The sequence below is a fragment of the Streptomyces sp. RLB3-17 genome (assembly GCF_007113425.2).
Classification (GTDB): domain Bacteria; phylum Actinomycetota; class Actinomycetes; order Streptomycetales; family Streptomycetaceae; genus Streptomyces; species Streptomyces mirabilis_D.
This window is the reverse complement of record NZ_CP041610.2, coordinates 5,475,432-5,490,176: the sequence shown is the minus strand read 5'-3', so window position 1 is coordinate 5,490,176 and position 14,745 is coordinate 5,475,432. Positions and strand designations below refer to the sequence as shown.

Here is a 14,745-nt window from a genome sequence, read left to right as displayed (position 1 = left end):
GAAGTGGGGTGACCGTGGGAATGGGAAGTGAGGTGACCGCGGAAAGTGGGGTGGCCGCGGGCGGTATCCCGTCCCGGGGGCGCCCGTACATCGTGGCCCGCGCCCTCCTCCGTCCCCTCTGGCGCACCCTTCCCCGGCGGGCGCTGGTGACCGGTGCCGTCCTGGGGCTGCTGTTCGCCGGGATCCCGCGGCTGTTCTCCCTCCGGCTCGACACGGGGGCCGGCCTCAACCTCCTGCGGGCCGCCGCGCTCACCTTCGCCCTGGGCCTGGCCTTCCTGCTGGACGATCCGGCCCGGCACATCACCGCGGCGGTGCCGACCCGGCGCCCGGTGCGGGTCGGCCTGCGGGTGGCGCTCGTCGCCCCGTCGGCCGTGCTCTGGTGGACGGCGGCGCTGTTCCTCATACCGGAGCAGGCCCGGCCGCCGGTGGGCGCCGTGACCTTGGAGGCCGCCGCCACGGCGTTGCTCGCGCCGGCGGCCGCGGCGGTCATGGTGCGGTTCACGAACCGGGCCGAGCCGGGAGGCGCGGTGTGCGTCGGGCTCCTGGCCATGGCGGTGCTGGCATCCCTGCTGCTCCCCGAGCGGTGGACGCTCTTCCCCGCTCCGTCCGCCCCGCGCTGGGAAGGCGCCCATCAGACGTGGGCGGTGGTCCTGGTCGCGGCGGCGCTGGCCGGGGCGTGGTCCTGCGCGGAACCCCTACGGAGGTGGCGCCCCGCCGCCTTCGCGCACCGGTGACACGAAGACGCGGGCACGGACGGGCAGGGACACCGGACAGGCGGCAACACCGGACCGGCAAGGACACCGCCGACCGACAGACACCGGACCGGTGAGGACACCGGGCCGACAGACACCGGACCGGTGAGGACCGGCCCGGTGAGGACACCGGGCCGACGGTCAGGACTCGCTGCGGTACATCAGGTCCGTCTCGTGCGTGCGGAAGCCGAGCCGCTCGTACACGGTCAGGGCTGCCTTGTTGTCGGCGTCGACGTAGAGCATGGCGGTCGGCAGGCCCTGCCGGGCGAGGTGGCGGAGCCCGATCGTGGTGAGGGCCTTGCCGAGACCGCCGCCCTGGGCACCCGGGCGGACTCCGAGGACGTACACCTCACCGAGGCCCTCCTCGGCGTGGACCTTCGTCCAGTGGAAGCCGACGAGTTCGTCGCCGCGGAAGGCGAGGAAGAACCCGGACGGGTCGAACCACACCTCCGCCTTGCGGTCGTCCAGGTCACGCTGGGTGAGGGAGCCCTGCTCGGGGTGGTGGGCGAAGGCCTCGGCGTTCAGGGCGAGCCAGGCCGCGTCGTCCTGGCCGGGCACGAAGGTGCGGACGTGCACGCCGTCCGCGAGCTTCGGTTCGGGCAGGTCGAGGTCGGTCAACGGCCGCCGCAGCTGGCGCAGTTCGCGGAAGAGGGTGAGGCCGAGGACCTGGGCGAGATGCCGGGCGGCGGAGTGCCCGCCGTGCGCCCATACGCGCAGCCGCTTGCCGGACTCGGCGAGCAGGGCCGAGCCCAGGGCCCGACCGTGGCCGTGGCCGCGGTGCGCCGGGTGCACGACCAGTTCGGCCGCCGGGGCCTCCACCGGGTCGGTGTCCTCCAACTGCGCGTACCCGATCAGCTCGTCGCCGAGGGTCAGCAGCAGATGGCGCACGCCCTCGCGGGCGCCGCCCTTCAGCTGGAGCCGGCCCTGCTCGGAGACCGCCTGCTGCCCGTCGGCCCGGGCGGCCTCCGCGAGCAGCCGGAGCACGTCCTCGGCCTGGGCCGGGGAGAGCGCGGTGTGGGTCTCGATGGAGCGGGTGAGGGCGTGGGGCGCGGTGTCGTCGCTGGTCATGGATACGAGGGTACGGCGCGGTGTTTTGCGGACAAGGAGTTGCGCGGAGTCGATGTGGCTCGTGGCGGGGCGAGGAGGGGCTTCCGTCAGACGGTGGTGAGGCGATGGCAACCAGTCTGTAACCCCGAACCCCCTGTTGTGCTACGCGCGTTGATTCTAAAGTGCGCGTAAAACCACAGCCGTCCCACAGGGGGGAACCCATGCTGCCGACGCCCCGGCACAGACGTACCCATCGCATCCTCGCCGCCGCCGCTGGGCTGGCCACCGTCGGCGCCCTGGCCGCCGCGATGCCCGCGAGCGCAGGGCAGGACAGGTCGACCCCGCACCACCACCCCGGCAGCGGCCGCTACCAGGACGTACAGCTGCTGTCCTTCAACGACCTGCACGGCAACCTGGAGCCGCCGGCCGGGTCGTCCGGCCGGGTCACGGAGCTCCAGGCGGACGGCACGACGAAGTCGATCGACGCGGGCGGTGTCGAGTACCTCGCCACGCATCTGCGCGAGGCCCGCAAGGGCAACAAGTACTCCATCACGGCCGCCGCCGGAGACATGGTCGGCGCCTCCCCGCTGATCTCCGGGCTCTTCCACGACGAGCCGACGATCGACGCGCTGAACAAGCTCGACCTGGATGTGACGAGCGTCGGCAACCACGAGTTCGACGAGGGCGCCAAGGAGCTGGGCCGCCTGCAGAACGGCGGCTGCCACCCCACGGACGGCTGCTACGACAAGAAGGCCAAGTTCCGGGGCGCCGACTTCCCGTACCTCGCGGCGAACGTCACCGACGAGAAGACCGGCAAGCCGATTCTCAAGCCCTACTGGGTGTGGAAGAAGAACGGCGTCAAGATCGGCTTCATCGGCGTGACGCTGGAAGGCACCCCGAACATCGTGTCGGCCGACGGCGTCAAGGGACTGAAGTTCGGCGACGAGGTCGAGACGATCAACAAGTACGTCAAGGTGCTCCAGCGCCAGGGCGTGAAGTCGATCGTCGCGCTGATCCACGAGGGCGGCGCGCCCGCGTCGACGGCGTACAACTACGACTGCGACAGCCCCGGCGCCGGTGACGGCATCTCCGGGCCGATCGTCGACATCGCCAAGAACGTCACGCCGGCCGTGGACGCCCTGGTCACCGGTCACACCCACCAGGCGTACGCGTGCACCGTCCCGGACCCGGCGGGCAACCCGCGCATGGTGACGTCGGCCTCGTCCTTCGGCCGCCTCTACACGGACACGACGCTGACGTACGACCGCTGGACCGGCGACATCGCGCGTACGGCGGTGAAGTCGGCGAACCACGTGGTCACCCGTGACGTGGCGAAGGCCGCCGACATGACGTCCCTGATCAGCAAGTGGAAGACGCTCTCCGCCCCGATCGCCTCGCGTCCCATCGGTTACATCGCGGGCGAGATCGGCAACACCGGTAACGAGTCCCCGCTCGGCGACATGATCGCCGACGCGCAGCTCGCGTACGCCAAGTCCGTCGACCCCGAGGCCGACCTCGCGGTGATGAACCCGGGCGGCATCCGCGCCGGGCTCACCTATGCGGCGAGCGGCAGTGAGGGCGACGGGGTGGTGACGTACGGGGAGGCGTACACGGTCCAGCCGTTCGCCAACACCGTGAACCTGGTGAACCTCACCGGCGCTCAGGTGATCACGGCACTCCAGCAGCAGGTCAGCGGGGCCAACGAGGCCGCGCCGAAGATCCTGCAGATCTCCAAGGGCCTGACCTACACGCTGGACCTGACGAAGACCGGCGCGGCGCGGGTGGTCGCCGACTCGGTCAAGCTCAACGGCGCGGCGATCGACCCCGCCGCCACCTACCGCGTCGCGATGAACTCCTTCCTCGCGGGCGGCGGCGACGGCTTCGCCGAGCTCGGCAAGGGCGGAGACGTCCGGGTCGGCGGCGACGACCTGGCGGCCTTCGAGTCCTACCTGACGGCCAACTCCTCGGCCACGGCGCCGTACCCGGTGCCGACGGCGGACCGGATCACGGTCGTGCGGTAGTCCCTTACGGAACAGGCGGGGCCGGTACGCGGACGCGTACCGGCCCCGCTTTTTTCGACCTAAATTCTGTGTGAGCAGTGGATTGGTTCCACGGTCCATCTGAGAATTTGTTTCAGCCGTAATTCATTGAGGTCTCAGTCGAATTGGCGATTTCAGGGTCCGAGGTCCCGTAGTGTTTTCCATGTCGAAAGCGAACAGCGCAAACGGCAAAGGGAATTCACCCGCAGGGAACAAGGAGACACCCATGAGCTTCCACAAGATCGCCCCCGTCAAGAAGCACCACAAGCCCGCCCCGGCCCCGAAGCAGCCCGCGAAGCGCCGGCCCGCCAAGCCGGCTCCGGTGGCGCAGAAGCCCGGGCGCCGCCCTGTCGGCAACAAGTAAGCAAGCTCCACCCCGATCAACAGATCCCTCCGCGACCAGCGGATCAGTCAAAGCTACGAGAGGGAAACCCATGAGCTTCCACAAGATCGCCCCCGTCAAGAAGCACCACGAGGCCGCCCCGGTCGCGAAGCGCCGGCCCGCCAAGCCGGCCCCGGTGGCGAAGAAGGCCGTCGCTCCGAAGAAGCGCCCGGTCGGCCGTCAGGGCCAGTAGCAGCCCGCGCGAGGTGGGGTCCCCGGGAATTATCGGTTTCCGGTGGCCCCGCCTCGGCCATGTTCCGGATCGGAAAGGGAAGTTGATTTGATATGCGGGAAGTACGGGAGGCATTCGCACGCTTCTGGCCGCTGACGCGCGGCGACCGCACATGGCTGCTGCTGATCATCGGCTGCGTGGTCGTGGCCGCGCTCGCCGAGACGGCCTCGATCCTGCTCTTCGCACAACTCACGGACCACGCCCTGAAGGCCGGTTCGCTCTCCGCGTTCTGGGAGCCGGCCGGAGCCTGGCTGGGCGTCGCCGTGATCGGCGCGATCGTCGGCTACCTCGGCAACTCGCTCGCCGTGTGGACCGCGGAGAGATTCGTCCTGCGCCTGCGCGCGAGTGTCTTCCGGCACGTCCAGGACCTGGCGCCCGACTTCTTCCAGAAGCACCGCCAGGGCGACCTGGTCGAACGGCTCACCGGTGACGTCGAGGCCATCGAGCAGATGGTCGTGTCGGGTGTCGTCGGGACGGTCTCCGCCGCCTTCTCCGCCGTCTTCTACGCCACCGCCGCGCTCTGGCTGCGCTGGGACCTCGCCCTCGTCACCTTCCTCCTCGCCCCCCTCTTCCTCGTCGCCGCCCGCCGGTTCGCCAGCCGCATCAAGACCGCCTCCCAGGAGGAGCGGGCCGCCGACGGCGCGATCACCTCGGTCGTCGAGGAGTCCCTCGGCAACGTGGTCCTCACTCAGGCCTACAACCGCCGCCGCGCCGAGGAGAAGCGGCTCGACCGCGAGGCGCGGGCCTGGATGCGGGCGTCGGTGCGCGGGGCACGGGCGAGCGAGATGTACGAGCAGTTCGTCGAGGTCGTCGAGACGCTGTGCGTGCTCGCGGTGATCGGCCTCGGCGCCTGGGAGATCTCGAAGGGGCGCATGTCGCTGGGCCAGTTGCTCGCCTTCGCCGCGTTCCTCGGCTACCTGTACCCGCCGATCCGCAATCTGGGGCAGCTCGGTCTCACCCTCACCGCCGCCACCGCCGGCGCGGAACGCATCCAGGAGATCCTGGACACCGAACCCGCCGTCACCGAACCCGCCGAGCCCGTCCGGGAGTGGCCCGTGCACGGCTGGGTCAGCTTCCACGGCGCGTCGTTCCGCTACCCCGGAACCGACCGCGAGTCCCTGCACGACGTGACCTTCACCGCGGGACCCGGCGAACTCGTCATCGTCACCGGCCCGAGCGGCGCCGGAAAGTCGACGCTCTCCAAACTCCTCACCCGCTTCTACGACCCCACGGCCGGCGTGGTCTGCCTGGACGGCGTCCCGCTGCCCGACGTGTCCCTGGAGTTCCTGCGCGAGAACGTGGCGCTGCTGCCCCAGGAGACACTGATCCTGCACGGCACGATCCGCGAGAACATCGAGTGCGGCAGGCCGGGCGCGTCCCGGGCGGACATCGAGCGGGCGGCGACGGACGCGGTCGCGCACGACTTCATCAGCGCGCTGCCCGACGGGTACGACACCGAGATCGCGCCCGGCACGGCCACCCTGTCCGGCGGCCAGCTCCAGCGGATCGCGATCGCCCGCGCGATGCTGCGCGCCGCGCCCGTCCTGGTCCTCGACGAGCCGACCGCCGGGCTCGACTCGATCGCCGCACGCCGCGTGGTGCAGCCGCTGCGGCGGCTGATGGCGGGCCGTACCACCATCATGATCACGCACGATCTGAGCCTGGCCCCCGACGCCGACCGGATCCTGGTGGTGGACGGCGGCCGACTGGTGGAGGCGGGCACGCACGACGAGCTGATGGCGTGGGGCGGGGCGTACGCCCGGCTCGCGACACCGGAACTCGGCTACTTGGCGGCGCGGAGCGTGTAGCCGAGCCCCCGCACGGTCTGGATGAGCCGCGGTTCGCCGCGGCTCTCCAGTTTCCGGCGCAGGTACATCACGTACACGTCCAGCGTGTTCGACGTCGGCTCGAAGTCGAAGCCCCAGACCTCCTTGAGGATCTGGGCGCGGCTGAGGACCTTGGCGGGATGCCGGAGCAGATACTCCAGCAGGGCGTACTCGGTCCTGGTCAGGTCGAGGGGGCGGTCGCAGCGGGTCACGGTGCGGGTGGGCCGGTCCATGGCGAGGTCGGCGAAGGCGAGCCGGTCGTCGAGACGGGGGGCGCACTGTTTCGGCCGCGGGCAGCGGCGCAGCAGGGCCCTGACCCGGGCGAGGAGTTCCTCGGCGGCGAAAGGCTTCATGAGGTAGTCGTCGGCGCCGTTGTCGAGGGCGACGATACGGTCGCCGACCGCGTCCCGGCCGGTGATCATGAGGATGGGGACGGTGGACCCGGAGGCTCTGATCCGGCGGGTCGCGGCCAGCCCGTCGAGGCCGGGCATGGTGACGTCCATCAGCACCAGGTCGGGCCGCTCGTCCACGCCGGCCACCAGTTCGAGGGCCTCGCGGCCGTCCCCGGTGAGGACGGTCTCGTAGCCCTCGAACCTGAGCAGCCGGTCGAGCCCCTCACGTACGGCCTCGTCGTCATCGGCCAGCAGGATCTTCCGCGCCATCCCCCCAACGTGTAACGGGGTGCTGTGGGAGGGCTTGGAGAGGGGTGTGGGGAGGCTGGGCGGTGTCCGCGCCCAGCCTCCCCGGCCGGGAAGACCCGGCCTTCCCCAGGAGGCCCCCCGGCCTCCCGGGGAGTCATGAAGCGGCGATGTACGTCGAGACGCAGCGATGGACGCCACGAGGTCCCGGTGGACGTCACGAGGCAGTCGCCACCGGGGGAGGAAAGGTTGCCGCGGTGAAGCAACGCGAACGCGCCCCCGTCCGGTGAGGGACGGGGGCGCGCGGTGCCCGGCGCTGTGGGTGGGCCTGCGGAGCCTGTGGAGGCGGTGGTCCTAGGGAGCCTCGGGGGGCGGTGTGGGCGCGCCCGGCAGTCGTAGCGTCGCCACCGTTCCGCCGCCCTGCGCCGGTTGCAGGGACACCTCGCCGCCGGACTGCTGCACGGTCCTGGCCACGATCGACAGGCCCAGGCCCGAGCCCGGCAGTGCGCGGGCGGACGGGGAGCGCCAGAAGCGGTCGAAGACGTGCGGGACTTCCTCGGAGGGGATGCCGGGGCCGTGGTCGCGGACGGTCAGTTCGCCGGCCTTGAGGATGACCTCGATGGCCTCGCCCTCGGGGCTGAACTTCACCGCGTTGTCGAGGATGTTCACGATCGCCCGCTCCAGCGCGGACGGCTCCGCCCGTACGAACCAGGGCTGGAGGTCCGCCGTGATCGTCAGCTCGGGGCCGCGCAGGCGGGCCCGGTGCAGGGCCGCCTCGACCGTTTCCTGGAGGTCGACCACCTGGATGCGGTCGCCCGACTGGCCCGCGTCCGAACGCGACAGCGTCTGCAGGTCGCCGATCAGCGCCGCCAGCTCCGCCATCTGCGCCTTCACCGACGACAGCAGTGCCTTGCGGTCCGCCGGGGGGATCGGGCGGCCCGTCTCCTCGCTGCGGGTGAGGAGCTCTATGTTCGTACGCAGCGACGTGAGCGGCGTACGCAGCTCGTGGCCCGCGTCGGCGATCAGCTGCTGTTGCAGCTCGCGGGAGTTGGCGAGGGCGGACGTCATCGAGTTGAAGGAGCGGGAGAGACGGGCGACCTCGTCCTCGCTGTCGTCCTCGACGGGGATACGGATGGAGAGGTCCTCCGTGCGCGCCACGTGCTCCACGGCTTCGGTGAGCTTGTCGACCGGGCGCAGGCCCGCGCGGGCGACCGCCAGGCCGGCGGCTCCGGCGCCGACGACTCCGATGCCGGAGACGAGGAGGAGGACGAGGGCGAGGTCGTTGAGGGTGGCCTGGGTGCTCTTCAGGGGGATGGCCACGAGGAAGGACGCGTCCTGGACCAGGACCGGGCCGCTGCCCGGAACCTCGCCGGCGACGACGAGTGGCATGGTGATCACCTGTACGTCGTTGCCCTCGCTGTCGGTTCCGGTGCGGATTCTGGTGACGTCCCAGCTCGGGTTCTTGGCCTCGTCCTTGTCGCTCTCGGTGACCTTCACCGTGCCCGCGGAGCCGTCGAACGTACAGGCGGTTCCGTTTGCCTGGACCACCTGGGAGTAGTACTCGGACCGCCCGCGGGGGCCGTCACTGCCGCTCTTCGGGTCCTTGCCGCAGTTCTTTATGGCGCGCTGGAACGATCCGTAGGCAATGGGTCCCTTCTGTGCTTTGAGGGTGTTGTCGATCTCGTCGTACAACTTCCCCCGCACTATGAACCAGCAGGTCACCGAAACCGCCGCCACCCCGAACGCCACCGCCGCCGCGACCAGCATGGCCAGCCGGGAGCGGATCGGCAGGGATTTGAACCGGCGCAGGATCCTCATCACTCGGCGCCGCCCGACCGCAGGACGTACCCCACGCCCCGCACCGTGTGGACGAGGCGCGGCTCGCCGCCCGCCTCGGTCTTGCGGCGCAGGTACATGACGTAGACGTCGAGGGAGTTGGAGGAGGGCTCGAAGTCGAAGCCCCAGACCGCCTTGAGGATCTGCTCGCGGGTGAGGACCTGGCGCGGGTGGGCCAGGAACATCTCCAGCAGGGTGAACTCGGTGCGGGTCAGTTCGACCGCCCGGCCCCCGCGCGTGACCTCGCGCGTCGCGAGGTCCATCCGCAGGTCGCCGAAGGTCAGCGCGTCGTCGTCCGGGGTGCCGACCGTCGCGGTCGCGTAGGAACTGCGTCGCAGCAGTGCCCGGACCCGGGCGAACAGCTCGTCCAGCTCGAACGGCTTGACCAGGTAGTCGTCCGCGCCCGCGTCGAGGCCGGTCACACGGTCGCCCACGGTGTCGCGGGCCGTCAGCATCAGGATGGGGGTCGTGGTGCCCGCCCCGCGCATCCGGCGGGCGGCCGTCAGGCCGTCCATCCGGGGCATCTGGATGTCCAGGACGACCAGGTCGGGCTGGTACGCGGTCGCCTTCTCCAGCGCGTCCGCTCCGTCGACCGCGACCTGGGTGTCGTATCCCTCGAAGGCGAGGCTGCGCTGAAGTGCTTCGCGCACGGCCGGCTCGTCGTCGACGATCAGGATGCGCTGGGTTTCACGGTCGCCTTCGGCGGGGCTCATGGGCGTGGGTTCCTAGGGGTGCGGTGGGGCGGGGCCGGACGCTTTCAGCCTCGCACGTTCCGGCCGGGGCAGAAAGGATCAGCGGAGATCGGCGGGGATCGGTCGGAATCGACGGTGATCAGCGTGGATCGGAGTGGATCGGCCGGGATCAACGGTGATCGGCGTGGATCGGCGTGGATCGGCGTGGATCGGAGTGGATCGGTCGGGATCTACGGGGATCGACAGGGACGGGTCCGGATCGGCGGGGATCGGCCGGATCGATTCGCCGTCTCAGGCTTGCAGCCAGTTCGGCGAGTTCGGCGAGTTCGGCCTGCCCGGCCCCCTCAGCCTGCTCGGCTCACTCGGCTTCCTCAGCCCCTGCGGCTTCCTCGGCTTCCTCGGCTTCCTCAGCCCCCGCGGCCTCCTCGGCCCCCTCAGGCAACGCGGAGCGCTCGTCGGCTCAGACCCCCAGCGCGCTCAGCTGGCTCAGGCGGCTCAGGCGGCTCAGCGGGACCTTGCGGCGGTGCGGGTGATCGGCGGAGGTGTGCAGGCCCATCATCTGCGGCTGCGGGACCGTCCTCTGCGACTGCGGGACCGTCACCTCCGGAGCCCGGGGCACCGGCCGGTGCAGTTCACGGGCGACGGAGAGGGCCAGGTCGAGGCCGGCGGGGTCGGTGCCTTCGATGCCGTGGGAGACGCGAGTGATCATTTCAACCTCCGAGAAGGACTTGGCCGAGAAGGACTCAGCTGTCGGAACCGCCGGCCCGCAGGCTGGCGAGGTCCGACTTGACGGTGTTGATCGGGATGGCGAAACCGAGGCCGACGCTGCCCGCGCTCGACGAGCTGGACGAGGAGTTGGCGGCCGAGTACATCGCGGAGTTGATGCCGACGATGTTGCCGTTCATGTCGATGAGGGCGCCGCCGGAGTTGCCGGGGTTCAAGGACGCGTCGGTCTGGATGGCCTTGTACGTGGTCGTCGAGGAACCGGTGTCGCCGTTGAACTGCTGGCCGCCGAAGGAGAACGGCCACTGGCCGCTGCCGCCGCCCTGCTGCTGTTGCTGGCCCTGGCTCTCGTCCGTGGAGACGGTGACGTCACGGTTGAGCGCCGAGACGATGCCGCTGGTGACGGTGCCGGTCAGTCCTTCGGGGGAGCCGATCGCGACGACGTCGTCACCGACCTGGACGCCGTCGGAGTTGCCGAGCGTGGCGACCTTCAGGCCGGAGGGCGCGTTCTCGAGCTTGATGAGCGCGAGGTCTTTCTTGCTGTCGGTGCCGACCACCTTCGCGGTGTACGACTTGCCGCTGCTCAGCCGCACCTTGATCTCGGAGGCGCCCGAGATGACGTGGTTGTTGGTGACGATCTCGCCGCTCGACGAGATGATCACACCCGAGCCGGTGGACGAACCCGCGTTCGAGGTCGCGCTGACCTCGACGATACTCGGGCTGACCGCCTGGGCGACACCGGCGACGGTGCCCTTCTTGGCGGCGGCCACCACGGTGGTGCTGGTGCTGCTCGACGCGGTGTCCTTGCCGGTCAGCTCCTGTATGCCGTACGCGGTGCCGCCTCCGATGGCGGCCGCGACTATCGCCACGGCGGCGAGCAGGACGATCGTGCCCTTCGCGCGCTTCTTCGGCGCGGGGGCCGGGGCGGCCGGGACCGGCTGCGCCTGGAGTACCGCGGTGGAGGAGACGGCGTCCGGCTCGGGGTAACCGGCGTAGGCGCCGCCCGCGCCGTGACCGCCCGCACCGCCGTCGCCACCCCGACCGGAGCCCGGCCACACGGTGGTACTCGGGTCGACGGCGACCGGAGCGACCGGCTCGTACGCCGGCGGCGGCGGCCACTCGGGGTTCACGGGAGAGGAAGAGACGGGCTGCTGCTGGGGGTACGCCGCCCTCATGGGGTCGGTCGCCTGGTGGTCGTCGCCCTGGGGGTACTCGCCGCTGCGGCGGAAGCTCTCGGTCATGGAAAAAGCTTGTCCCCCGATCATGAGAGCTTCCTGAGGGGCCGCTGAGAAGCCCGACAGAACCTCGTATGCCCGATATAAAGGCGCCCGGGCCCGCTGAAATCCGGGAAACAGCGGGTTGCCTGGGGGTGATGTCACGGAAGGCGACGGACGAATACTTGTCTGTCTGCTGTGTAGTACATGTGTTCTGGGGCGGATGAGGCCTACGATCTCCGCGCCGGAGGGGGGCTCCGCGGTGTGCCTGAATCGATGCAGGCGGTTGCCGGCCATGGCCAGCGACCGCTGCCGTCGATCGGGCCGGTGCGTCGTACGCCCTTCTCGGGCCTCCTACATGGAATCCACACGCACCCACACCAGGAGCCCTGAGTGATACGTGCCCTGCGCGACCGCTGGAGACGCCCCGCCACGGCGTTGCCGACGGCCGCTCTCGCGCTGGCGCTGACCTGCGCCGGCGCCTTCGCGGCGCAGCCCGCCACCGCGGCGGACGGACCCTCACTGCCGGAGGTGAGCCAGTCCCAGCCCGCGAAGCCGACCGTCTCCGACAAGGAGCTGCGCGGCCGGGTCGCCGCGGCCGTCAAGGACCGGGCGACCCCGGACACGACCCCCAAGAAGACACCCTTCATCATCGGCGGCACCGAGACGACGATCTCCTCCGCGCCGTGGATGGTCCAGCTCTCCTACTACGACAGCACGGCCGGCGTCGGCTACTTCTGCGGCGGCACCCTCGTCGCCCCGAACAAGGTCCTGACGGCGGCCCACTGCGTCGCGGGCCTGGACTGGGTGAAGAACGGCGCGGTGCTGGCCGGGGCCACCGGACTGCTGGACGACACCAGCGGCACGGTCGCGGGCGTCTACCGCCAGTGGAACCACCCGCGCTACAACTCCACGACCGTCCAGAACGACATCGCGGTCCTCACGCTCGACCGCCCGCTGGACCAGCAGTGGCAGCGGCTGGTGGCCGCCGGTGACAGCGCCTCCTACAAGGCCGGCAACTCCGCCACCGTCTACGGCTGGGGCCTGACCTCCGGCGCCGACGGCGCCGACCTGTCGGCGAACCTGCGCAAGGTGACCCTGCCGCTCGTCGCCGACTCCACCTGCAACTCCGCGATGCAGTCGGTCCTCGGCGAGGACGACTTCGTCGAGGGCGCGATGTTCTGCGCGGGCACCCCGGCGACCGGCACCGACGAGGGCACCAAGAGCCCCTGCAACGGTGACTCCGGCGGTCCCGTCATCGTCGGCGGCAAGGTCGTCGGCATCGTCTCGTGGGGCGTCGCGGGCTGCACCGCGAAGGGCGCCTACCCGGTGTTCACCAAGGTGTCCTCGTACACCTGGGCCGCTCAGCCGCGCATCGACGACGCGGACATGACGTTCGACGGCAAGGCCGACCTGCTGGAGCGCACGCCGTCCGGCGGCCTCTTCCAGCAGGACAGCAAGGGCACCTCGCTCGCCGCCCGCGCCTACCAGGGCAGCGGCTGGCAGAACGCCAGCTGGGTCCTCCAGGCAGACCTGGACCGGGACTTCTACCAGGACCTGATCATGCGCGACAAGGGCGACGGCAAGCTGTACCGCAGCTACCTGAACCACACCTCCGGCGAGTACGACTGGATGCAGATCAGCACGGTGTGGGGCGGCTACAAGTCGTACGCCATCCCCGGCGACATGACGGGTGACGCCCGCCCCGACCTGGTCGCGGTGGACGCCGACGGCTCGGTCTACCTCTACCCGGGCAAGGGCAACGGCCAGTTCTACGGCAAGGTCAAGGTCGTCGACAGGGCCTGGAAGAACGTGAAGATCTTCGGCCACGGCGACCTGTCCGGCGACGGCAGGTCCGACCTGCTGGTCCGCAACAGCTCCGGCGTTCTCTACCTCTACCGGGGCACGCAGGTCGAGAAGACCCCGTTCGCGGCACGGATCCAGGCGCGTACGGGCTTCACCTTCACCTCGTACGTCTCCAACGGCGACGTCACGGGCGACGGCATCGCGGACGTCATCACCCGCGACTCCGCCGGCAAGCTCTGGCTCTACCCCGGCACCAACAAGGCCTCCAGCAGCCTCTTCGGCTCACGGATCGGCCTGGGCAGCGGCTTCAACCAGTACAACCTGCTGTTCTAGCTCAGCACCAGGATGCGCCTGCCCCTGTGATCCCGCGGGGGCAGGCGCGCCCCTTTTAGGGGCGCGGGGAACTGCGCGACCAGCCACATCCGGCCCGCAGCCACTTACAACCCCAAGCCGCAGCTACTCAAAACCACAAGCCCGCAGCTACTCACAACCACAAGAACGCCGGACGACCAACCGCGACGGAAACACCTTCAACCGCTCGCGCCGCGACCCCGCGACCCGCAACCCGTCATCCAGTACGAGATCCACCGCGGCCCGCGCCATCGCCGACCGGTCGGAGGCGATCGTCGTCATCGGCGGATCCGTCAGCGCGGCTTCCTTGACGTCGTCGAAACCGGCCACGGCCAGCTGCCCCGGAACGTCGATGCGCAGCTCACGCGCGGCGCGCAGCACGCCGATGGCCTGGTCGTCGGTGGAGCAGAAGATGGCGGGCGGGCGGTCGGGACCGCCGAGCAGCTGGAGGCCGACCTGATAGGCGTCGTAGCGGTTGTACGGCGCTTCGAAGAGGCGCCCCTCGGTGGGGATCCCGGCCTCCTGCATCGCGCGCCGCCAGCCCTCGACGTGGTCGGAGACCGGGTCGCCGACGGTCGGGGTCTCCGCGATGCCGCCGAGACAGGCCACGTATTCGTAGCCATGTTCGAGGAGGTGGCGGGTGGCGAGCTGGGCGCCGCCGACGTCGTCCGTGACGACGGCGACGTCGTCGATGGCCTCGGGGCGCTCGTGCAGCAGCACCACGCGGGCGTCCCACGCGTCGATCTCCGCGGCAGCGTTGTCATTGAGCGCGTGGCTGACGAGGATCAGCCCGGAGACCCGCATGCCGAGGAAGGCGCGCAGGTAGTGGACCTCGCGCTCGGCGATGTAGTCGGAGTTGCCGACGAGCACCATTTTCCCGCGCTCGGCGGCGGCCTGCTCGACCGCGTGCGCCATCTCCCCGAAGAAGGGCTGGCGCGCGTCCGGCACGATCAGGCCTATGAGCTCGGTCCGCCGCGACGCCATGGCCTGGGCGACCCGGTCGGGCCGGTACCCCAGTTCCTTGATCGCGGCGAGAACGCGCTCGCGCGTGGCCGGGGCAACCGGCCTCGGTCCGTTGTTGATGACATAGCTGACAACGGCGGTGGACGTACCCGCCAGTCGCGCTACATCGTCCCTCGTCACCTTGGCCACGCGCGGAGTCTACGCGGATGGACCCGCCGCTGGGCAGGGCGTACGGAGGCTTGCT

At 70.4% G+C, this 14,745-nt stretch carries 13 protein-coding genes; 6 read left to right on the top strand and 7 right to left on the bottom strand.

Features of this window, described 5'->3' with window-relative positions:
- Positions 1-32 precede the first annotated feature (32 nt).
- Positions 33-734 carry an ABC transporter gene (locus FNV62_RS24920; RefSeq protein WP_225900361.1) on the top strand — a complete coding sequence of 234 codons (702 nt, stop codon included), beginning with the start codon at positions 33-35 and terminating at the stop codon, positions 732-734.
- Positions 735-893: 159 nt separating this feature from the next.
- Here the strand turns inward: FNV62_RS24920 and mshD are convergent, their stop codons facing one another.
- Positions 894-1,820 (bottom strand): mycothiol synthase, encoded by a 927-nt coding sequence (gene mshD / locus FNV62_RS24915; RefSeq protein WP_097285301.1) that lies wholly within the window; start codon positions 1,818-1,820, stop codon positions 894-896.
- A 200-nt stretch (positions 1,821-2,020) separates the two neighbouring features.
- On the opposite strand from mshD, the gene FNV62_RS24910 reads away from it, so the two are divergent.
- The 4 genes from FNV62_RS24910 to FNV62_RS24905 all read left to right on the top strand — a co-directional run bounded on the left by FNV62_RS24910 (position 2,021) and on the right by FNV62_RS24905 (position 6,260).
- Entirely contained in the window at positions 2,021-3,820 is a 1,800-nt protein-coding gene (locus FNV62_RS24910) for a bifunctional metallophosphatase/5'-nucleotidase (protein WP_143627147.1), read from the top strand.
- 244 nt (positions 3,821-4,064) lie between these two features.
- Positions 4,065-4,202, top strand: coding sequence for a hypothetical protein (locus FNV62_RS54660; protein ID WP_169081058.1), 138 nt, complete (start codon positions 4,065-4,067; stop codon positions 4,200-4,202).
- A gap of 70 nt (positions 4,203-4,272) precedes the next feature.
- Entirely contained in the window at positions 4,273-4,413 is a 141-nt protein-coding gene (locus FNV62_RS54655) for a hypothetical protein (protein ID WP_169081057.1), read from the top strand.
- Positions 4,414-4,505: 92 nt separating this feature from the next.
- Positions 4,506-6,260, top strand: a complete 1,755-nt coding sequence (locus FNV62_RS24905) for an ABC transporter ATP-binding protein (RefSeq protein ID WP_143627145.1) — start codon at positions 4,506-4,508, stop codon at positions 6,258-6,260.
- On the opposite strand, the gene FNV62_RS24900 is transcribed toward FNV62_RS24905, so the two are convergent.
- The 5 genes from FNV62_RS24900 to FNV62_RS24880 all read right to left on the bottom strand — a co-directional run bounded on the left by FNV62_RS24900 (position 6,236) and on the right by FNV62_RS24880 (position 11,408).
- The gene (locus FNV62_RS24900; protein ID WP_143602185.1) at positions 6,236-6,940 is read right to left on the bottom strand and encodes a response regulator transcription factor; all 705 of its coding nucleotides are present in this window, start codon (positions 6,938-6,940) and stop codon (positions 6,236-6,238) included. The two genes, FNV62_RS24905 and FNV62_RS24900, sit on opposite strands and share 25 nt — an antisense overlap.
- Positions 6,941-7,270: 330 nt before the next feature.
- On the bottom strand, positions 7,271-8,734 hold the full coding sequence (locus FNV62_RS24895; RefSeq protein ID WP_413083865.1) for a sensor histidine kinase: 1,464 nt from the start codon (positions 8,732-8,734) through the stop codon (positions 7,271-7,273).
- Positions 8,734-9,465 (bottom strand): response regulator transcription factor, encoded by a 732-nt coding sequence (locus FNV62_RS24890; protein ID WP_054232381.1) that lies wholly within the window; start codon positions 9,463-9,465, stop codon positions 8,734-8,736. The genes FNV62_RS24895 and FNV62_RS24890 overlap by 1 nt, the downstream gene beginning before the upstream one ends.
- 439 nt (positions 9,466-9,904) lie before the next feature.
- Positions 9,905-10,153, bottom strand: coding sequence for a hypothetical protein (locus FNV62_RS24885; RefSeq protein WP_097285296.1), 249 nt, complete (start codon positions 10,151-10,153; stop codon positions 9,905-9,907).
- A 34-nt stretch (positions 10,154-10,187) separates the two neighbouring features.
- On the bottom strand, positions 10,188-11,408 hold the full coding sequence (locus tag FNV62_RS24880) for a S1C family serine protease (RefSeq protein WP_143602183.1): 1,221 nt from the start codon (positions 11,406-11,408) through the stop codon (positions 10,188-10,190).
- A 366-nt stretch (positions 11,409-11,774) separates the two neighbouring features.
- Between FNV62_RS24880 and FNV62_RS24875 the strand changes: the two genes are divergently transcribed.
- Positions 11,775-13,520: a trypsin-like serine protease gene (locus tag FNV62_RS24875; RefSeq protein ID WP_143627141.1), complete on the top strand. Its 1,746-nt coding sequence runs from the start codon at positions 11,775-11,777 to the stop codon at positions 13,518-13,520.
- A 147-nt stretch (positions 13,521-13,667) separates the two neighbouring features.
- Here FNV62_RS24875 and FNV62_RS24870 read toward each other — a convergent pair whose 3' ends face one another.
- Positions 13,668-14,690, bottom strand: coding sequence for a LacI family DNA-binding transcriptional regulator (locus FNV62_RS24870; protein ID WP_054232385.1), 1,023 nt, complete (start codon positions 14,688-14,690; stop codon positions 13,668-13,670).
- Positions 14,691-14,745 lie beyond the last annotated feature (55 nt).

Coding starts and splice junctions, on each gene's coding strand:
- FNV62_RS54655 (WP_169081057.1), top strand. CDS start 4,273: ATGAGCTTCCACAAGATCGCCCCCGTCAAGAAGCACCACGAGGCCGCC.
- FNV62_RS24905 (WP_143627145.1), top strand. CDS start 4,506: ATGCGGGAAGTACGGGAGGCATTCGCACGCTTCTGGCCGCTGACGCGC.
- FNV62_RS24890 (WP_054232381.1), bottom strand. CDS start 9,465: ATGAGCCCCGCCGAAGGCGACCGTGAAACCCAGCGCATCCTGATCGTC.
- FNV62_RS24900 (WP_143602185.1), bottom strand. CDS start 6,940: ATGGCGCGGAAGATCCTGCTGGCCGATGACGACGAGGCCGTACGTGAG.
- FNV62_RS24895 (WP_413083865.1), bottom strand. CDS start 8,734: ATGAGGATCCTGCGCCGGTTCAAATCCCTGCCGATCCGCTCCCGGCTG.
- FNV62_RS54660 (WP_169081058.1), top strand. CDS start 4,065: ATGAGCTTCCACAAGATCGCCCCCGTCAAGAAGCACCACAAGCCCGCC.
- FNV62_RS24880 (WP_143602183.1), bottom strand. CDS start 11,408: ATGACCGAGAGCTTCCGCCGCAGCGGCGAGTACCCCCAGGGCGACGAC.
- mshD (WP_097285301.1), bottom strand. CDS start 1,820: ATGACCAGCGACGACACCGCGCCCCACGCCCTCACCCGCTCCATCGAG.
- FNV62_RS24910 (WP_143627147.1), top strand. CDS start 2,021: ATGCTGCCGACGCCCCGGCACAGACGTACCCATCGCATCCTCGCCGCC.
- FNV62_RS24885 (WP_097285296.1), bottom strand. CDS start 10,153: ATGATCACTCGCGTCTCCCACGGCATCGAAGGCACCGACCCCGCCGGC.